Source organism: Pseudomonas sp. NFIX10 (assembly GCF_900111955.1).
Taxonomy (GTDB): Bacteria; Pseudomonadota; Gammaproteobacteria; order Pseudomonadales; family Pseudomonadaceae; genus Aquipseudomonas; species Aquipseudomonas fluorescens_AA.
In genome coordinates this window covers 117,416-136,710 of the sequence record NZ_FOKH01000012.1, presented here as the reverse complement: position 1 = coordinate 136,710, position 19,295 = coordinate 117,416, and the positions used below count along the sequence as shown (strand labels likewise).

Below are 19,295 nucleotides of genomic sequence, written 5' to 3'. Positions count from 1 at the left end.
GGCTTCCTGGCCTTGACGTACAGCATGAGTTGTCGGCGCACCTTACCGTGGTGGCGAAGTCGGGACGAGACATCAAATTGCCCGGATTTGTATCTGCTCGTGGCAAGGCAAAGGCGCTCGACGCTGTATCATCCGGTATCGTTTTTACCCCGACCTTTTCTCGACGCGCTGCGTTGTCCCGCTAGGCTTTGGGCATCGCAGCAGTCAAAGGAGCGACCGCGCATGCACAGCACCCTGGAACAGGTTTTCGGTTATCCACAGTTTCGTCCCGGTCAGGAGGCGGCCATCGGCGCCGTACTGGCCGGTCGGTCGGCGGCAGCCATCTTCCCCACCGGCTCGGGCAAGTCCCTGTGTTATCAATTGCCGGCCCTGCTCCTGCCGCACCTGACCCTGGTGGTTTCGCCACTGCTGGCGTTGATGCAGGACCAGTTGGCGTTCCTCAAGCGCCACGGCATCGCGGCGGCCAGTATCGATTCGGCCCAGAGCCGTGACGAAGCCAGCGACGCCATGGCGCGAGCCCGTTCGGGCGAGTTGAAGATCCTGATGATTTCCGTGGAGCGCCTGAAGAACGAGCGCTTTCGCAATTTCCTGCAGCAGGTGCCGATTTCGTTGCTGGTGGTGGACGAGGCCCACTGCATTTCGGAATGGGGGCATAACTTCCGACCTGACTACCTCAAGCTTCCCGATTACCAGCACCAGTTCAACATTCCCCAGGTATTGCTGTTGACGGCCACCGCCACACCCAAGGTCATCGCCGACATGCAGGCGAAGTTCGCCATTGCCGCCGCCGATGTGGTGACGACCGGGTTCTACCGACCTAACCTCAATCTGTTGATCGAACCCGTGCCGGGTGTCGCCAAGCGCGCACGGCTGGTGCAGTGGTTGGGCGCGCGCGTCGGGCAGCCGAGCAGATCGCCGAATACCTGAGCCAGCACGGTATCGAGGCCGAGGCCTATCACGCTGGTTTGCCCCATGAGCAACGGGAAGCCATCCAGCGGCGATTCATGGACGGGCAATCCAATTGCATTGTCGCCACCATCGCTTTCGGCATGGGCATCGACAAGAGCGACATCCGCAACGTGGTGCATTTCGACCTGCCCAAGTCCATTGAAAACTACAGCCAGGAAATCGGTCGGGCCGGGCGCGACGGGCAGCCGTCCGATTGCCTGGTGCTGGCCAACCGCGACAGTCTCAACGTGCTGGAGAACTTTGTGTACGGCGATACACCGGAGCTCGCTGGCATTGCTTGCGTGCTCGATGAACTGAAGGCCGCCGCCGATGGGCAATGGGAGTTCTTGCTGGGTCCGCTGGCGGACCAGAGCAACATCCGGCAACTGCCGCTCAAGACGTTGCTGGTCCAGTTGGAGCTGCGCCGGCTGATTGCGCCGCGCTATGCCTATTTCGCGGAGTATCGCTTCAAGCTCCTGACCGAGCCGCAGGAGCTGCTGGAGCGCTTCGAAGGTGAGCGAAGGGACTTCGTCGCGGCCATCATCCAGACCTCCAGTCGCGCCCGGAGCTGGGCCACGGTGGATTTCGACGGGATGCACCGGCAGTACCACGCTGAGCGTAATCGGGTGGTCAAGGCTCTGGATTATTTCCAGGAGAAGGGCTGGATCGAACTGGAAAGCAAACAGATGACCGAGGTGTACAGCGTGCTGGAAGCGGATCTGGATGTGCAGGCCTTGAGTGCCGAGCTGCATGCCTATTTCACCCGGCACGAACACGGTGAAATCGCGCGGATCCACGCCATGCTCGAATTGTTCGCCACCGACCGTTGCCTGGGTCATCGCTTGGCGCAGTATTTCGGCGACGACAGTGCGCCACACCCGTGTGGTCATTGTTCGGTGTGCCATGGGCAGATCGCTCGCCTGCCGGAGCCGCCTGCGCTGCCGACGCTTGTGGATAAAAGCTTCGAGGCGTTGTGTGGCGATTTTATCCACAAGCATGAGCAGCACAGCGGCAGCGTGCCGTCTGCCGAGCGCCTCACCCGCTTCCTGTGCGGGATCAGTGTGCCGCTGTTCACCCGATTGAAGGCACGGAAGATTCCTGGGTATGCCGCGCTGGAAGCGTATCCATACGCGGAAGTTCGCCAGTGGACTCAAGCGCATCTGTGAGCTGCATCCATCCGCTGAATGCCCTTCATCACACGAATAAATTTCAAAAACATTCGGCGCCTGACTAAGGTGAAGGCTGTCTTCGGATCGCCAACAAGAGAGCCAACATGAGCCAGACACCTTTCGACATTCAGCGCGCCGCAGTGGTCGGTGCAGGCACCATGGGACGGGGCATCGTGATGTGCCTGGCCAACGCCGGCGTGGCGGTGCAGTGGGTCGACAACAATTCGCAGATGCTCGAGCAGGCACTGGTTGCCGTGGCCGAGACCTATGCCCATGGTGTGCGCCAGGGCCGTATCGACCAGGGTGAGGCAGATGCGCGGATCGCCAGGGTGACACGGGCGGATGATTACGCGGCGATCCGTGAGGTGGACCTGGTGATCGAAGCGGTCTACGAAAACCTGGAGCTCAAACAGACCATCTTTCGCGAGCTGGACGGTCTGCTCAAACCCGAGGCCATCCTGGCGAGCAACACGTCGGCGCTGGACATCGATGCCATCGCCGCTGTCACCCACAGGCCAGCCCAAGTCCTGGGCCTGCATTTCTTCAGCCCGGCGCACATCATGAAGCTGCTGGAGATCGTTCGCGGCGCACAAACCTCCAAAGCGGTGCTGGATGCGGCCCTGGCGCTGGGCCAGCGCATGGGCAAGGTCAGCGTGATATCGGGCAACTGCCATGGCTTCATCGGCAACCGGATGCTCCATCCTTATGTGCTGGAGGCGCGCAAGATGTTGCTGGAGGGGGCGTTCCCCCATCAGGTGGATGCGGCGTTGCAAGGCTTCGGTTTCGCCATGGGACCGTTTCGCATGTACGACGTCGTTGGCATCGACCTGGAGTGGCGCGCTCGTGAGCTGGCGGGCAAGGGCCAGGATGCGCCCGAGGTGCAAGTGGACAATCGTCTGTGCGAGCTGGGGCGGTTCGGCCAGAAAAGCGGCAATGGGTATTATCACTACGAGCCGGGCAGTCGACAGGCCGAGCATGATGTCGAGGTCGATGCGCTGGTGTTGCGGGTCAGTGAGGCGCTGGGCTTCCAGCGTCGCGAGATCGGCCCGGAGGAAATCCTCGAGCGCTGCTTGCTGGCGCTGGTCAACGAGGGGGCGAAGATCCTGCAGGAAGGCATTGCCGAGTCGGCCCACGCGATCGACCTGGTCTACCTCAACGGCTACGGCTTCCCTGCGGACAAGGGCGGGCCGATGGCCTGGGCCGACGGGCAGGGGCTGGAAGCCATCCACGCACGCCTGCTGGAGCTCGAAACGAAGCAGGGCGACCAGTGGAAGCCCGCGCGTCTGATCGGCGAGCTGGCGGCGCAGGGCAAGGGATTCGCGCAGGCCTGAGCCCCGTGCCACGTCAAGACCATTGAACAACCATGAAGGACACCTGATGCCCCAACGCAACGAATACCCACACTTGCAGCCCATCACCACGCGCTGGCACGACAACGATGTGTACGGTCACGTCAACAACGTCACCTACTACAGCTTTTTCGATACCGCTGTGAATACCTACCTGATCGAAGTCGGCGGCCTGGATATCCATGATGGAGACGTGGTGGGGTTCGTGGTGAGTTCGGCCTGCGACTACTTCGCCTCGATCGCCTTTCCAGACCGGATTGAAATCGGCCTGCGGGTGGGCAAGTTGGGCAGCAGTTCGGTGCAATATGAGCTGGCGGTGTTCAAGGCGGGCGAGGAGGAGGCGTGTGCGGCGGGGCGTTTTGTTCACGTATTCGTGGATCGGGCGTCGAATCGGCCGGTGGCGATTCCGGATCGGCTACGTGGGGCGTTGGAGCGGTTGGTGGTCTGAAACAAAAAATCGCAGCCTCCTGCCAGCGCTGGGCGCTGTCGGAGGCTGCGATCTTCAACGGCTGGTATCGATCAGCCGTTAGTCGCGGTAGTGGCGATGATGTTTTTTGCGGTGCCCATAGGCATGGCCGCGACCTGGGTGGCCGTCACGGTAGTAGCGGCGATCACCACGGCGATCGTCATAACGACGGTCATCGTCATCGTCCTTGCCCATGTAGTTACCCAGGGCGCCACCCGCGCCACCGCCCGCCGCCGCACCGATCAGGCTGCCGGTGCTGCCGCCGACGCTACGGCCGACCACGTTGCCGCCGGCCGCGCCCAGCGCGCCGCCGATCGCCGCTTCGCCGCGGCTGTGTTTGTCTGCGCCGACCGCACTACCGCCCGCACCGCCCAGCGCCGCGCCGATAGTGGAACCGGTGTTGCCGCCCAGGGACTGGCCGACGACCGAACCCAAAACCCCGCCCAATGCGCCGCCCACACCCGCTTCGGCAGTACCACCGGCGCAAGCGATGCCACTGGCCAGGCTAAGGGACAACAAGAGAATGGAGGAGAACTTCATAGAGGAGCCTCAAAGGGATGACGGCGCGATCCTGAGGCTCGCTTGGCTTGCTTACAATCGAAATCCGACGAGTAACACGACTTGTGCACAATTCTCTAAGTTATTGTTTTACGGTCGGAACTTAACGCAAATTGGCCGGTCTTTAGCTACTTCGGACAGGCCGTTTTCTAGGAAAAACGGCCTTTTTTGTGGGCGCTCGAAAAGTACGCTCATGGGAGCGAGCTGTGTGGGAGCAAAGTTTGCTCCCACACAATCCAATCGCCTCGCCAATGAACTGTATGTCAGGCCGACTTGGCCAGGATCAGTCCATTCTCGCTCGCCGCTTCCAGGCGGATCGCGACGAATTTCGACGTCGGGGTGTGGCTGCCGTCGCCCGTGCTTTCCAGCGGCACCAACGGGTTCACTTCAGGGTAGTAGGCGGCAGCCTGCCCGGCCGGAATGTCGAACGCCAGCAGGGTAAAACCCTTGACCCGACGTTCGCGACCGTCATCCCAGAGCGAGACGATGTCGGCTTTCTGCCCCGGCTTGAAGCCCAGGCGAATGATGTCCGCTTCGTTGGCGAACAACACGTCACGCTGGCCCTTGACGCCGCGATAGCGGTCATCGAGGCCATAAATGGTTGTGTTGTACTGATCGTGGGAGCGCATGGACTGCAGGATCAGGTCGGGCAACTGGCCGGTGGCACGGGTGCGTTCATGCACAAGGTCGCTCGGCAGCCGGTTGGACTTGAAGTTGGCGCGGCCCAATGGGGTGTTCCAGCGTCGCGAACCGGCGCTGTTGCCCAGATAGAATCCGCCAGGGTTCTTCAGTTTTTCATTGAAGTCCTTGAAACCGGGGACGGTATCGGCGATCAGGTCGCGGATGCGACTGTAGTCGGCCACCAGCCAGTTCCAGTCCACCGGACGGCTACCCAGCGTGGCGGCGGCGATGCTGGCGATGATCCACGGTTCGGAGCGCATCTGGTTCGACAGCGGCTGCAACTGGCCGTATGAGGCATGCACCATGCTGAAGGAGTCTTCCACGGTCACCGCTTGCGCGCCTTCGGTTTGCAGGTCGATGTCGGTGCGGCCCAGGCACGGCAGGATCAGCGCGTCCTTGCCGTGAGCCAGGTGGCTGCGGTTGAGCTTGGTACTGATCTGCACCGTCAGGTCGCAATTGGCCAAGGCCTGGAAGGTCCGCTGGCTGTCCGGCGTGGCTTGGGCGAAGTTGCCGCCCAGGGCGATGAACACCTTCGCCTGGCCGTCGGCCATGGCGTGGATCGCCTCGACCACGTTGTGGCCATTTTCTCGCGGTACCTTGAACTGGAAGCGCCGCTCCAGGGCGTCGAGGAATGCCACCGGCGGACGCTCGTTGATGCCCATGGTCCGGTCGCCCTGCACGTTGCTGTGGCCCCGGACCGGGCACAAGCCTGCGCCTGGCCGGCCAATGTTGCCGCGCAGCATCATCACGTTGGCGATTTCCTGGATGGTCGCCACCGAATGGCGGTGCTGGGTGATGCCCATCGCCCAGCACATGATCACGTTCTCGCTTTTGGCGTACATGCGCGCCGCCTGCTCGATTTCGACCAAGGTCAAGCCCGATTGCTCGACGATCTGTTCCCACGGCGTATCGTCGACCGCCGCCAGGTAATCCAGCACGTTGGTGCTGTGTTCATTGATGAACGTGTGGTCGAATACCGACGCCGCGCCGCTGTTCTGCGCCTCACGCTCCCATTGCAGCAGGAACTTGGCCATGCCGCGCAAGATCGCCATGTCGCCACCCAGGGCCGGGCGGAAATACGCGGTATTGGTTGGCTTGTCACCGTTGGTGAGCATTTCGAGCGGGTGTTGCGGATGCTGGAAACGCTCCAGGCCACGCTCCTTGAGCGGGTTGATGCACACCACCTGGGCGCCGCGCTTCACTGCTTCACGCAGCGGTTCGAGCATCCTTGGATGATTGGTGCCAGGGTTCTGGCCCCAGACGAAAATCGCGTCGGCGTGCTCGAAGTCGTCGAACGTCACCGTGCCCTTGCCCACGCCCACGCTCTGGGCCAGGGCTACGCCGCTGGCTTCGTGGCACATGTTCGAGCAGTCGGGGAAGTTGTTGGTGCCGTAGGCGCGCACGAACAGTTGATACAGGTAGGCCGCTTCGTTGCTGGCCCGGCCCGACGTATAGAACTCGGCCTGGCTGGGGCTGGACAGCCCTTGCAGGTGCTTGCCGATCAGGGCGAACGCCGCTTCCCAGCTGATGGGCTTGTAGCGGTCGGTTTCGGCGTCGTAGCGCATGGGTTCGGTCAGGCGACCCTGGTATTCGAGCCAGTAATCGCTCTGCTCCAGCAGCGAGGTCACGCTGTGCTTGGCGAAAAACGCACCGTCGACGCGGCGCTTGGTGGCTTCCCAGTTCACGGCCTTGGCGCCGTTCTCGCAGAACTTGACCATACCGCTTTCGGGAGAGTCGCCCCAGGCGCAGCCAGGGCAGTCAAAACCGCCATTCTGGTTGGTCTTGAGCATCATGCGGATGTTTTTCAGCGCGTTGTCGCTGGTCAACCAGGCCTGAGCGACACTGATCAGCGCACCCCAACCACCGGCTGGGCCCTTGTAAGGCTTGTAACGCGGTATGGGTTTCTGGTCGGCTTGTTGATGATTGCTCACGCTTGTTTCTCCATCGCAGGGCTGTAGACCCGCGGCGCACTTTTTTGCGGCAGGTGGATGAGGTTGAGGTTGTGTTGGCGGGCCCACTGCACGGCGAGGCCCGTGGGCGACGACAGGCTGACCAGGGTCTGGATGCCGGCGCGCAGTACTTTCTGGATCAGTTCGAGGCTGCAACGGCTGGTGACGATCGCCACGCCACCGGCCACCGGAACCTGTTGTCGGATCAATGCGCCGATCAGCTTGTCGAGGGCGTTGTGCCGGCCAATGTCTTCGCGGCCCAGCAGCAATTCACCCTGGGCGTTCATGAACAACGCCGCATGGACCGCGCCGCAATGTCGGCCCAGGGGCTGGAACTGGCTGATACGGTCACGCAGGCCATCGAGCCATTGCGCCGCGGGCAGTGGTGCGCCGGGCAGCACCTTGAGGTTTGGCAAGGCCTGTTCCACCGCTTCCACCCCGCACAATCCGCAGCCACTGGTGCCCGCCAACTGCCGGCGTTGCTGCTTGAGGTTCCAGAAGGCGCGGTTGGCGATGGTCACCTGGGCATAGTGCGCGGCACCCGTGCCGCTCAGTTGCAGGTCATAGATGTCCGATGAATCTTCGATGATGCCGCTGCCGAGGCTGAAACCGACGATGAAGTCTTCCAGGTCGGTGGGAGTGACCAGCATGACTGCCTGGCTGATGCCGTTATAGGCAATCGCCAGCGCCACTTCCTCGGCCAGCGCGGTGCTGTCCGATTGGGAGTGGTCCAGATTGCAGTAGCCATAGCTCTGGCTGGCGACCGGCGTGGATGTTTCCATCGCTGGCGCTGGACTGACCGGAGGCTTGTCGTTCATGGGCATCACTGAAAGTAGGAATAGTGTTAAGACTAAATGCGGCAATCTGCCACGTCTAATCGCTATTACTGATCTTTCAATAGATGACGTCGATCAAGAAGTCGTCGCTGATTTCTGGTAGAGGGCAAAACAGGCCTCGGCCAACGCCGAGCGGGGGGCGCCGCGTCGCATGATCAGGCCCAGCGAGACCAGTGTTTGCGCGCTTTCAATGGGCTGGATGCGCAAGTCTTCGGTCAGCACGTCCAGGCCGCTGTCCAGGGGCATCACCGCGCAACACAGTCCGCCGTGCACAGCTTGTAATAATTGATGCACCGCGTCGGTTTGCAACAGTGGTTGGGGCGTGAGGCCCCGGCTGTGGAAATTGTGGTCGATGGACTGGCGAAAATGCATGCCGCTGGTGAGCATGCCCAGGGGCAGTTCGATCAGGGCTTCCCAAGTCAGCGGTTGTTCACCGAAAAAGAAATAACGCTGGTCGTAAAGCAAGCCCATGCGGGTGGGGCTGAAGGGCAGGGCCTCGAAACGTTCGTTGTCCAGGCGTTCCAGGTAGGAAATGCCCAGGTCGATGCGGTTGTTCGCCAACTGTTCGAGGATGCGTTCGGAGCTCAGGGACGACAATTCGAAACGCAGGCTGGGGTGCTCGGCGTGCAAGCGCTGCATCATCGCCAGCGGGTCGAAGTCCGACAACGGCACCACGCCCAGGCGCAGCGTACCCACCAGATTGCCCCGACAGGCCGCCGCTTCGGCCTGCAGCCCGTCATAGGCCGCCAGCACCGTGCGCGCCCAGGCCAGCACCCGTTCTCCCGGCGCGGTGAAACCTTCAAAACGCTGGCCGCGGTTGACCAGCGGCAGGTCGAGTTCTTCTTCCAGGCTGCGCAGGCGCATCGACAGCGTCGGCTGGGTGATATGGCAGCGTGCGGCGGCCTGGCCGAAGTGACGGGTTTCGTCCAGCGCGATGAGAAATTTCAGCTGCTTGATGTCCATCTTCGCTCCAGGGCGCGGGAAGATTCGGATTCTAGCGCTTGCGCGTGGCGGGGTCATTGGTCGGCTGGGAACCGGGTTCGTCTCGCCTGGTCTAGTCTTTGCGTCTGGACACTTAAATCAAGGAGCGTGTGCCATGAGTATCTTTAGCTTTGTGAAGGAAGCCGGTGAAAAGCTGATCGACCTGCTGACCCCCGGCAATGCCAATGCCAGCGAACAATTGAAAGAGCACATTGAAAAGGTCGGCCTGGGCAATCCGAACGTTCAGGCGACCGTCGAGGGCGACAAAGTCATCGTCACCGGTGAAGTCGCGAGCCAGGAAGAGAAGGAAAAGATCCTGTTGGCGGTGGGTAACATCGAAGGCGTCGGCAGTGTTGACGATCAGATCACCGTGACGGGCCCGGTCGCTGCACCGGCGAAGTTCGTCACTGTTGAGAAGGGTGACACATTGAGCGCCATTTCCAAGCGAGTTTATGGCGACGCAAACAAGTACAACAAGATCTTCGAGGCCAACAAGCCGATGCTGTCGCATCCGGACAAGATCTATCCGGGGCAGGTGTTGCGTATTCCCGAGTAACTTTCAGGCCTGTGTCGCCTTCATCGCGAGCAAGCTCGCTCCCACAGGGGTTCTTGGTTCGCCGCGAAACCAATGTGGGAGCGAGCTTGCTCGCGATGAATACGGCGCGGTTCAAAGCCCGGCAATCAAGTCCCGATAATCCCCCAGCGCCTCGAACTCCCCCGTATCTTTCGGCCCCTTGCGACTGTCCGGCTCGCTGACCGCCAGCAGGTGCGCCACGCCGAAGTCCCGGGCGCTGCGCAGCACCGGCAGGGTGTCGTCGATGAACAGGCTGCGGGCCGGGTCGAAATTCAGGTCGGCTTGCAGCGCGTCCCAGAATTGCGGGTTTTCCTTGGGGAAGCCGTAGTCGTGGGAACTGATCAAGCGTTCGAAGTAGGGAGCCAGTTCGATGCGTTCCAGCTTCAAGGACAACGAATCGCGGTGGGCATTGGTGATCATCACCACGCGTTTGCCGGCCCGCTGGATTGCCGCCAGGAACGTATCGGCGTCCGGGCGCAAGGCGATCAAGTGGGCGGTTTCCAACTTCAGTTCGCGCACCGGCAACTTCAGCTCAGTGCTCCAGAAATCCAGGCAATACCACTGCAACTGGCCGGCGTTGCGCTCGAACAGGGGTTGCAGCTCCATCTCGGCCATCGCCCGGCTCACGCCATGCAGTTCGGCATAGCGCTGGGGCAGGTGTTCGAGCCAGAAATGGTTGTCGTAGTGCAGGTCCAACAGGGTGCCGTCCATGTCCAGCAGAACCGTATCGATCTCATGCCAGGGCAACGAGGCCATAAAACTTCTCCAGCGGTAATCGGATATCCGACACAAACAATCAGAATAGGCCGGGTATAGTAGCCTGCTATCGCCCAGGGAGCCGTTTATGCGCCAGAAACCCACCATACTCGATCGCCGGATCGTCGCTACCAGCCGCCTGTTCTGTGTGGAAGAACTGAAATTGCGCTTTTCCAACGGCGTAGAGCGTACCTATGAGCGTCTGGCGAGCAAGGGGGCGGGCTACGGCGCGGTGATGATCGTGGCGATGCTCGACGCCGACCACGCGGTGCTGGTGGAAGAGTATTGCGGTGGCACCGATGCCTACGAACTGTCCCTGCCCAAGGGCTTGATCGAGCCAGGGGAAGACGTGTTGGCGGCGGCCGAGCGGGAGCTCAAGGAAGAAGCCGGCTTCGGCGCGCGACAGTTGGAACACCTGACCGAGTTGTCGCTGTCCCCTGGCTACATGAGCCAGAAGATCCAGGTGGTGCTGGCCACCGATCTGTATGAAGAACGGCTGGAGGGCGACGAGCCCGAGCCGATGGGGGTGGACAAGGTCAACCTGCGTGAGCTCTCGGCCCTGGCGCAGAATCCGCAATTCACCGAGGGCCGGGCCTTGGCGGCACTGTACCTGGCCCGTGACCTGCTGGCCCAGCGTGGAGCGTTCCTGTCATGACTTTCCCTCATCCGTTGATGGCCCCCGTAGTCGAGCTGGCGCTGCAGGCCGGTGACGCGATACTGCCGTTCTGGCGCGCCAACGTGCAGGTCGACCATAAGGCCGACGAGTCGCCGGTGACTGCCGCGGACATGGCGGCTCATGATGTGATCGTGGCCGGGTTGACGGCGCTGGCCCCGGATATTCCGATCCTCTCCGAAGAGGATGCCGATATTGCCCAAAGCGTGCGCGCCGGCTGGCAACGCTGGTGGCTGGTGGACCCGTTGGATGGCACCAAGGAATTCATCTCCGGCAGCGAGGAGTTCACCGTCAATATCGCCTTGGTGGAACAGGGCCGCGTGGTCTTCGGTGTGGTGTCGATGCCGACCAATGGACGCTTTTACGTCGGCGGCGCAGGGTTGGGTGCCTGGCGTGGCGACAAGGGCGATGTGCCTTTGCCTATCGCGGTTCGTGATGCATTGGCGCCGGGCGAAACGTTCACCGTGGTCGCCAGTCGCCGGCACACCAGCCCGGCGCAGGAACGCCTGCTGGAGGGCTTGAGCGAGAGCCTGGGCGAGCTGCAACTGACCAGCATTGGCAGTTCGTTGAAGTTTTGCCTGGTGGCTGAAGGCGCTGCGGATTGTTATCCCCGGCTGGCGCCGACCTCCCAGTGGGACACCGCCGCCGCCCAGGGTGTGCTGGAAGGGGCGGGGGGCGAGGTGTTGGACTTGAGCGGCGAAGCGTTCTGCTATCCACCGCGGGAGTCGCTGTTGAATACGTCATTCCTGGCGTTGCCGGCCAAAGCGGCGTGGCGTGGGAAGCTGTTGGAGCTGGCTCGCTCTTAAGTCTGGCTCGATCCCTTGTGGCGAGGGGATTGTGGGAGCAAAGCTTGCTCGCGATACAGGCGCCTCGATTTCTGAAAGACCGCAGCGCCTCCATCGCGGGCAAGCCTTGCTCCCACACAGCGATACCTCGCCACAGGGGCCGGCGGTGTTTCAGCGGTGCAACACGTATTGCCCCTCGAATTGCACCGCGATTTCATCGCTTCCCACGTTCAACACTTGCGTCTGCAACGCCAGCCGCGCCCGGCCATAGCGCCGATACGTGGCCAGGAAGCGTTGCCACAGCTTTTCCTCGGGCGCATCGCAGACAACCGTCGCATCGCGGGTCACTGGCAGCGGATAGCTGATCTGCCCTTCCTGAATCACGATATGCCCGTCTTCGATGCCTTCCTCGCGCAGGGCCAGGTGCAGCCAGCCCCAGCCACCCAGTACGGCGCCGCAATACAGGCTGCCACCGAACATGGTGCTCTTGTGGTTGACGTTGGCCGCCAGCGGCAAGAACAGGCGCAGTTGCCGGGCCTGCCAATCGAGCACCTTGAGGCCCATGTCCCGGGTCAAGGGGATGTCGTGGTGCAGGATCGATTCCAGGTAACGGCTGTCGCGGTTCATTGCGGGGCCTCTTGCTTGACGGGAAATGACGATAATTCAATCGGACTCATCGGCCGAACTCTGGCTGCTGTCGCCGAAGGTCAGGCCATGCTTGCGCAACTTGTCGTGCAGGGTCTTACGGGGGATGCCCAGGGCTTCGGCCAGGCTGCGCACCGAGCTGTGGGGGCGGGCCAGTTCGGCGGCGATCAGGGACTTCTCGAAATTTTCCACTTGCTCGCTCAAGCCGCCGCTGACCAGTTCCACCGGTGCGCCGGGGCTGCCGTCTGGCGCGCTGTTGTCCAGGGCCAGTTCCAGTCCCAGGGCAAAGCGTTCGGCGGCGTTCTGTAGCTCCCGGACATTGCCCGGCCAGCTGTGGCGCAGCAGCAACGCCCGTTGCGCCGGTTGCAATTCGTGGGGCGGCAGGCCATGGCGAGCGCTGGCTTCGTTGGCGAAATGCTGGAACAGCATGAGCGCATCCTCGCCCCGTTCGCGCAACGGCGGTATGCGCAGCGGCGCGACGTTCAGGCGGTAATACAGGTCGGCGCGGAAACGCCCCTGGTCGGCAGCCTGGCGCAAGTCTTCCTTGGTCGCGGCGATGACGCGGATATCCAGCGGGATCTGTTGATTGCCCCCCAGTCGTTCCACCATGCGCTCTTGCAGCAGGCGCAGTAGCTTGACCTGGACATCCAGGCTCATGCTTTCGATTTCATCCAGAAACAGCGTGCCACCGTTGGCGAACTCGAACTTGCCGATACGGCGTTTCTGCGCACCGGTAAAAGCACCGGGTTCGTGGCCGAACAGCTCGCTTTCCACCACCGACTCGGCCAGGGCCCCGGCGTTGATCGCCACGAAGGGGCCATTGCGTCGGCTTGAGAGGTCGTGCAAGGCTCGGGCGACCACTTCCTTGCCGGCGCCGGTTTCACCGAGGATCAGCACGTCGGCGCGGGTGGCGGCCAGTGCCCCGATCTGCTCGCGCAGGCGCAGCATCGGAGCCGATTGGCCGACCAGGCGGGCGCTGAGTTCGTGACGATCGCTCAGGGCCAGGCGCAGGCTGCGGTTGTCCAGCACCAGACGGCGCAAGGCCAGGGCCCGGCGCACGCTGTCGAGCAGATGATCGCTGGCAAAAGGTTTTTCCAGGAAGTCGTAGGCCCCGGCGCGCATCGCTTGCACCGCCAGCGGCACGTCGCCGTGGCCGGTGATCAGCAGCACCGGCAGTTCCGGGTCCTGGGCGTGGAGTTCGCCCAGCAGTTCGAGGCCGTCCATGCCCGGCATGCGAATATCACTGACCACCACCCCCGGCCAGTCACGGGGCAGTTGCCCGGCCACGCCCTTGGCTTCGGCCAGGGGCAGGATCTTCAGGCCGGCCAGGTCGAGGGTCTGGCTCAAGGCCTGACGTAGATGGGGATCGTCATCGATCAGCACCACCTCAATCCGGTTATCGATGGTCATACACTTCGGTCCTCGGACGGTTGCAGGCTCACCCCGGGCGCGCCGGCGCGCAGCTTCAGGGTGATCAGGGCGCCGCCTTCCTTGTGGTTGGCGAACGACAGTTCGCCGCCGAAGGCGCGCATCAGGGTGTCGCAGATCGCCAGCCCCAGGCCAAGGCCCTGGGTGCGCGTCTTGGTGGTGTAGAAGGGCTCACCGGCGCGGCCCAGGGCTTCCATGCAAAACCCCGGGCCGTTATCGCGGATGTACAGGTTGACGCCGGTGTCGGTGGCCTGGGCGCTGAGCCAGAGTTTGCGTGGCGGGCCTTTTTCCGTGAGGGCGTCGAGGGCGTTGGCCAACAGGTTGCCCAGTACCTGGCGCAGGCGGGTTTCGCCGGCCTCGACCCACAACGTGGCGGCCGGCAAGTCGCGGATCAGTTCCACTTCCATGCTGCGCCGGCGTTTGGCGAGCAGCGCCAGGGCATCGTCCAGCGCCGGTTGCAGGGCGACGCTTTCCGGGGCGTGGCGATCACGGCGGGCAAAGGCGCGCAAGTGGGCGATGATCGATGCCATGCGCCCGGTCAGTTCGCTGATCAGCTTGAGGTTGCCGCGGGCATCCTCGGTGCGTTGGTGGTCGAGCAATATCTCGGCGTTTTCCGCGTAGCTGCGAATCGCCGCCAGCGGCTGGTTGAGTTCGTGGCTGATGCTCGCCGACATGGTGCCCAGGGCCGACAGCTTGCCGGCTTGCACCAGGTCATCCTGGGCTCGGACCAACTCCTGCTGGGCCTGCTCGCGCTCCAGCACCTCCTGGCGCAGTCGCCGGTTCAGGCCTTCCAGGTCGCTGGTCCGTTCGGCCACCCGCCCCTCCAGCTCGTGACGGGCCTTGGCTTCGAAGGCGATCCGATCCAGATAATGGCGCCGGCGTTGCATCATCAACCCGAGCAACAGCATCAAGACCAGCAATGCCGCGCCGCCGATGGCGACCACGGTGCGCACCGGCCGGTCGATCAGCGTGCGCGGGGCGAGAATGCTCACGCTCCAGCCGGTTTCTTCGATGGATTGGGTCTGGGTCAGCCAGGCGTTGGCATCCAGGTTCAGCGGCTTGGGGTCGCGGGTCGGATAAGGCTGTACCGCGCTGATGGCCTGGCGCTCGTCATCACTTAGCGGTCGAGTCGCGCGAAATCGCCATTCCTGGCGCGACGTGAGGATGACCACGCCATTGTGGTCAGTCACCAGCAACTGTTCCGGGGTCTTGCCCCACAGGCTTTCGGTGTGGTCGAGGTCGACCTTGACCACCAGCACGCCGATGACTTTTTCGCGGTCGTGCACGGCGGCGGCGAAGAAATAACCGCGCTTGGCCGACGTGGTGCCCAAGCCGAAGAAGCGCCCCAGGCGCCCGGCCATGGCTTCGATGAAGTACGGACGGAAGGCGAAGTTGCGCCCGACGAAACTGTCGTGCTTGTCCCAGTTCGACGCCGCCAGGGTTTTGCCGGTAGGGTCCATCAGGTACATGACTTCCGCGCCGGTCTGGGCACTGATGTTTTTCAGCAGCCGGTTGGCGTTGCCTTGGGTCACGCCGTCGTCCGGGGTCGACAAGACGGCGCGCAAGGCCGGCAGGTCGCCGAGAATCTGTGGCAGCACCTCATAGCGGTGCAGCGTGCCCAACAGGTTGGCGACGTAGAGGTCAAGGGTCTGGCGGTTCTGTCCGGCCAGTTCGCTGCGGTAATAACGTTCGGCCAGGTGCTCGAGCGGCCACAACAACGGCGCCAGGCATAGCGCAAGCAAGGCCAGGCTGCGCCAACGGGGTCTGCGGGGAAGGGTGGCGTTCATGGTTACCGGGTGCCTGTGGGGACAGGCGCATTATGCCTACCACGAAGGTTAGCGTCTGAGATCAGGCGAAGACATCGGCATGTTGGAGCAATGAGGCTGCCTGATCCTTACCCGACAGCTGCGGTGTGATGTCTCCCAATTGCCAGTCGATGTTCAGTTGCGGGTCATTCCAAAGAAGACTGCGCTCGGAGGTCGGATCGTAATAGTCAGTCGTTTTATAAAGGAATTCTGCGTACTCGCTCAATACGACAAAGCCATGGGCAAAGCCTTGCGGTACCCACAATTGGCGGTGATTGTCGGCGGAGAGTCGTACTGAAACCCATTTGCCGAAATGTGGCGAGCTGCGACGGATGTCCACTGCCACGTCGAGCACTTCACCAGCGGTGACGCGGACCAGTTTGCCTTGAGTGTTTTGCAACTGATAATGCAAGCCGCGTAATACACCCTTTTGCGAGCGGGAGTGATTGTCCTGCACGAACTGGACTTCCACCCCGGTCGCTTCTTTGAATGCCTTGGCATTGAAACTTTCATAAAAAAAGCCGCGTTCATCACCAAATACCTTGGGTTCGATGATCAAGACACCAGGCAGGGCGGTGGCGATTACATTCATGGAGGGCTCCGGTAGCTCGGACATAATGATGGCGCCTATTCTTGCCCAAAAGTAGCGAACGGCGCGAGCTTTCAGTAGAAGGGGTTGCTTATTCCCCCGACTCAGTGGCGATATAGACGTCCGATAAAACCACCTCAAGGGGTCGTTGTATGCCACTCGCTACGTTGGTTCACCGTGCCAGTTTGCCAAGCCCACAGATCAGCGCCGAGCAGGCGCTGGTGCTGTTGCGCTTGAATTACGGACTCAGCGGCGACCTTCGACCCCTTGGCAGCAACCAGGACCTCAACTACCGCGTCGACAGCGAGCGCGGGCGCTTTGTGTTGAAAATTTGCCACGGCGACTACGCTGTCCCGGAAATACAGGCCCAACACGCAGCCCTCAAGCAGTTGGCCGGACACGACGCGGTGAAAGTCCCGCGGGTGATTTGCGCCAGCAACGGCCTGGACCTGCTGACATTGGACGTCGACGGCCAAGCGATTCACATGCGCCTGCTGGAGTACATCGACGGCCAGGCCCTCACGCAACTCAAGCACCTGCCCCCCGAGCTTGTTACGGGCCTGGGCCGCCTGTGCGCGGAAATGGACCTGGCCCTGGCGACATTCGACCACCCGGGCCTGGAGCGCACCCTGCAATGGGATGCGCGCCATGCTCCGGCCCTGGTCGAATACCTGTTGCCTGTCATCGAGGATGAACAACGGCGACATCTGGTCGCCGAGGTCGCGCAACAGGCCGAGCGGCGCTTGCAGCCGCTCAAGGCCAGCTTGCCGGTGCAGGCGATCCACATGGACATCACCGATGACAACGTGGTCTGGCAGCGCGATGCCCAGCGCCAGTGGCAATTGCAGGGCGTCATCGATTTCGGCGACCTGGTCCGTACCTGGCGCATCACTGACTTGTCGGTGACGTGCGCGGCCCTGCTGCATCACGCCGACGGCGATCCGTTCTTCATCTTGCCGGCGATCAAGGCCTACCACGCGGTCAACCCCTTGCAGCGCCAGGAGCTGTTGGCGCTGTGGCCACTGATCGTGGCGCGCGCCGCGGTGCTGGTGCTCAGCGGTGAACAGCAGGTTTCCATCGACCCGGACAACCAATACAGCCGCGACAACCTGGCCCATGAGTGGGAGATTTTCCGAGTGGCGCACTCGGTGCCCTTCGAACTGATGGAAGCGGCGATTCTCACCGCCGTCGGCCACAGCCTGCCGGCCATTGCCAGCGAGGGCTTTGCGCCGCTGTTGCCGACTCTGGTGGGGCGTGAGTTCGCCCTGATCGACCTGGGTGTGTTGAGCCCGCATTTCGAGGCCGGCAATTGGGAGCAGCCGGGAATCGACCAGCGCCTGCTGGACGAAGCCGCCGGGCTTCACGGCCTGGCCGCCAGCCGCTACGGGCAGTACCGTTTGTCTCGCACCCGGCCGGACAGCGCCGTCGAACCCGACACTTATCCGTTGCACGTGGCGTTGAGTGTGCCCCAGGGCACGCCGCTCGAATCACCGTTCGCCGGGGTCGTGCACAAGGCCGCCGACGGCATGTTGCAACTGGACAGCGCGCAGCTGAGCGTGCGCTTGTGGGGCGTGACGTCGCCGCTGCATTCCGGGGCGGCGCTGGTCAAGGGGCAGGTGTTGGGTGAAGTGACGGGGCCGTTGCAGGTTCAGTTATGCCGGGGTGCCCAGGTGAATCCGCCGCTGTTCTGCACGCCCTCCAGGGCCCTGGCCTGGCAGGCGCTTTGCCCTTCGCCGGCGGTGCTGCTGGGGCTGGCGTGCGATGCCGAGCCGGAGGTCGATCCCGAGGCACTGCTGGCCCGCCGCGATGCGAGCTTCGCCCGTTCGCAGAAACATTATTACGTCGATCCGCCGCGCATCGAGCGTGGCTGGCGCAACCACCTGATCGACATGCAGGGCCGCTCGTATCTGGACATGCTCAACAACGTCGCCGTGCTGGGCCACGGCCATCCACGCATGGCGGCGGTGGCTGCCCGGCAATGGTCGCTGCTCAATACCAACTCGCGTTTCCACTATGCGGCGATCGCCGAGTTTTCCGAACGCCTGCTGGCGCTGTCGCCGTCCAACATGGACCGGGTGTTCCTGGTCAACAGCGGCACCGAGGCCAATGACCTGGCGATCCGCCTGGCCTGGGCCTACAGCGGCGGACGGGACATGCTCAGTGTGCTGGAGGCCTATCACGGCTGGTCGGTGGCCGCCGATGCGGTGTCGACGTCCATCGCCGATAACCCCCAGGCCCTGAGCAGCCGCCCGGACTGGGTGCACCCGGTGACCGCCCCGAACACCTACCGCGGCGAGTTCCGCGGTCCCGACAGTGCGCCGGACTACGTGCGCAGTGTCGAGCACAACCTGGCGAAAATTGCCGAGAGCAAGCGTCAGCTCGCCGGCTTCATCTGCGAACCGGTGTACGGCAATGCCGGTGGGATCGCACTGCCGCCCGGTTACCTGAAGCAGGTCTACGCGATGGTGCGCGAGCGCGGTGGGGTCTGTATCGCCGACGAGGTGCAGGTCGGGTACGGGCGCATGGGCGAGTTTTTCTGGGGCTTCGAAGAGCAAGGCGTGGTGCCGGACATCATCACCATGGCCAAGGGCATGGGCAACGGCCAGCCGTTGGGTGCGGTCATCACCCGCCGGGAAATCGCCGAGGCACTGGAAGCCGAGGGGTACTTCTTCTCGTCGGCCGGTGGCAGCCCGGTCAGTTGCCAGATCGGCATGGCGGTGCTGGATGTCATGGAAGAAGACAACCTCTGGGAAAACGCACGGGTGGTTGGCGGGCACTTCAAGGCTCGACTGGAGGCCCTGATCGACCAGTATCCATTGGTCGGTGCGGTGCATGGTTCCGGGTTCTACCTGGGCGTGGAACTGATCCGGGATCGCGAGACCCTGGAACCGGCCACTGAAGAGACCATGGCGCTGTGCAATCGCCTGCGGGAGTTGGGGATCTTCATGCAACCGACGGGCGATTATCTGAACATCCTCAAGATCAAACCGCCGATGGTGACCACGCGCCAGAGTGTGGATTTCTTTGTCGATATGCTGGCGAAGGTATTGGACGAGGGGCTGTAATTGATCTGGAACGTCAAGCTGTTTCCCTGTGGGCGCGA

Annotated in this window: 15 protein-coding genes and 1 pseudogene; 7 read left to right on the top strand and 9 right to left on the bottom strand. The window is 62.7% G+C overall.

The genetic code is table 11. From position 1 onward, the window contains the following. The first annotated feature begins 222 nt into the window (after nucleotides 1-222). The 3 genes and pseudogenes from BM321_RS13720 to BM321_RS13710 all read left to right on the top strand — a co-directional run bounded on the left by BM321_RS13720 (nucleotide 223) and on the right by BM321_RS13710 (nucleotide 3,914). Nucleotides 223-2,114 (top strand): annotated as a pseudogene (locus tag BM321_RS13720) (ATP-dependent DNA helicase RecQ). 107 nt (nucleotides 2,115-2,221) lie between these two features. Beyond that, on the top strand, nucleotides 2,222-3,448 hold the full coding sequence (locus BM321_RS13715; RefSeq protein WP_092442853.1) for a 3-hydroxyacyl-CoA dehydrogenase: 1,227 nt from the start codon (nucleotides 2,222-2,224) through the stop codon (nucleotides 3,446-3,448). A 46-nt stretch (nucleotides 3,449-3,494) separates the two neighbouring features. Then, a complete protein-coding gene (locus BM321_RS13710) occupies nucleotides 3,495-3,914 on the top strand; it encodes an acyl-CoA thioesterase (protein WP_092330061.1) in 420 nt (139 codons plus the stop codon). Nucleotides 3,915-3,992: 78 nt separating this feature from the next. Here BM321_RS13710 and BM321_RS13705 read toward each other — a convergent pair whose 3' ends face one another. The 4 genes from BM321_RS13705 to BM321_RS13690 form a co-directional block, all read right to left on the bottom strand. Beyond that, nucleotides 3,993-4,472 (bottom strand): glycine zipper domain-containing protein, encoded by a 480-nt coding sequence (locus BM321_RS13705; RefSeq protein WP_072409178.1) that lies wholly within the window; start codon nucleotides 4,470-4,472, stop codon nucleotides 3,993-3,995. Between the two features lie 281 nt (nucleotides 4,473-4,753). Continuing rightward, entirely contained in the window at nucleotides 4,754-7,102 is a 2,349-nt protein-coding gene (locus BM321_RS13700) for an FdhF/YdeP family oxidoreductase (RefSeq protein ID WP_092442852.1), read from the bottom strand. Then, nucleotides 7,099-7,938 (bottom strand): formate dehydrogenase accessory sulfurtransferase FdhD, encoded by an 840-nt coding sequence (gene fdhD / locus BM321_RS13695; protein WP_092330070.1) that lies wholly within the window; start codon nucleotides 7,936-7,938, stop codon nucleotides 7,099-7,101. The genes BM321_RS13700 and fdhD overlap by 4 nt, the downstream gene beginning before the upstream one ends. 93 nt (nucleotides 7,939-8,031) lie before the next feature. Next, nucleotides 8,032-8,919, bottom strand: coding sequence for a LysR family transcriptional regulator (locus BM321_RS13690; RefSeq protein WP_092442851.1), 888 nt, complete (start codon nucleotides 8,917-8,919; stop codon nucleotides 8,032-8,034). A gap of 133 nt (nucleotides 8,920-9,052) precedes the next feature. Between BM321_RS13690 and lysM the strand changes: the two genes are divergently transcribed. After that, the gene (gene lysM, locus BM321_RS13685; protein ID WP_092442850.1) at nucleotides 9,053-9,493 is read left to right on the top strand and encodes a peptidoglycan-binding protein LysM; all 441 of its coding nucleotides are present in this window, start codon (nucleotides 9,053-9,055) and stop codon (nucleotides 9,491-9,493) included. A 111-nt stretch (nucleotides 9,494-9,604) separates the two neighbouring features. Here the strand turns inward: lysM and yrfG are convergent, their stop codons facing one another. Continuing rightward, complete coding sequence (gene yrfG, locus BM321_RS13680) at nucleotides 9,605-10,267, bottom strand: GMP/IMP nucleotidase (protein WP_092330075.1); 663 nt, start codon at nucleotides 10,265-10,267, stop codon at nucleotides 9,605-9,607. 88 nt (nucleotides 10,268-10,355) lie between these two features. Here yrfG and nudE point away from each other — a divergent pair, with 88 nt between their 5' ends. Together nudE and cysQ are read left to right on the top strand one after the other, a co-directional pair. Then, nucleotides 10,356-10,922, top strand: a complete 567-nt coding sequence (gene nudE, locus BM321_RS13675; RefSeq protein ID WP_053117370.1) for an ADP compounds hydrolase NudE — start codon at nucleotides 10,356-10,358, stop codon at nucleotides 10,920-10,922. Continuing rightward, a complete protein-coding gene (gene cysQ, locus BM321_RS13670; RefSeq protein ID WP_092442849.1) occupies nucleotides 10,919-11,746 on the top strand; it encodes a 3'(2'),5'-bisphosphate nucleotidase CysQ in 828 nt (275 codons plus the stop codon). Before nudE ends, cysQ begins: the two co-directional genes overlap by 4 nt. 150 nt (nucleotides 11,747-11,896) lie before the next feature. On the opposite strand, the gene BM321_RS13665 is transcribed toward cysQ, so the two are convergent. The 4 genes from BM321_RS13665 to rfbC all read right to left on the bottom strand — a co-directional run bounded on the left by BM321_RS13665 (nucleotide 11,897) and on the right by rfbC (nucleotide 16,195). Continuing rightward, nucleotides 11,897-12,352 (bottom strand): YiiD C-terminal domain-containing protein, encoded by a 456-nt coding sequence (locus BM321_RS13665; protein WP_092442848.1) that lies wholly within the window; start codon nucleotides 12,350-12,352, stop codon nucleotides 11,897-11,899. Between the two features lie 36 nt (nucleotides 12,353-12,388). Further along, nucleotides 12,389-13,780 carry a sigma-54-dependent transcriptional regulator gene (locus tag BM321_RS13660; RefSeq protein WP_092442847.1) on the bottom strand — a complete coding sequence of 464 codons (1,392 nt, stop codon included), beginning with the start codon at nucleotides 13,778-13,780 and terminating at the stop codon, nucleotides 12,389-12,391. Further along, complete coding sequence (locus BM321_RS13655; protein ID WP_092442846.1) at nucleotides 13,777-15,585, bottom strand: sensor histidine kinase; 1,809 nt, start codon at nucleotides 15,583-15,585, stop codon at nucleotides 13,777-13,779. The genes BM321_RS13660 and BM321_RS13655 overlap by 4 nt, the downstream gene beginning before the upstream one ends. A gap of 61 nt (nucleotides 15,586-15,646) precedes the next feature. Then, nucleotides 15,647-16,195: a dTDP-4-dehydrorhamnose 3,5-epimerase gene (gene rfbC, locus BM321_RS13650; protein ID WP_092442845.1), complete on the bottom strand. Its 549-nt coding sequence runs from the start codon at nucleotides 16,193-16,195 to the stop codon at nucleotides 15,647-15,649. 149 nt (nucleotides 16,196-16,344) lie between these two features. On the opposite strand from rfbC, the gene BM321_RS13645 reads away from it, so the two are divergent. After that, the gene (locus BM321_RS13645; protein ID WP_092442844.1) at nucleotides 16,345-19,257 is read left to right on the top strand and encodes an aminotransferase; all 2,913 of its coding nucleotides are present in this window, start codon (nucleotides 16,345-16,347) and stop codon (nucleotides 19,255-19,257) included. Nucleotides 19,258-19,295: the final 38 nt, after the last annotated feature.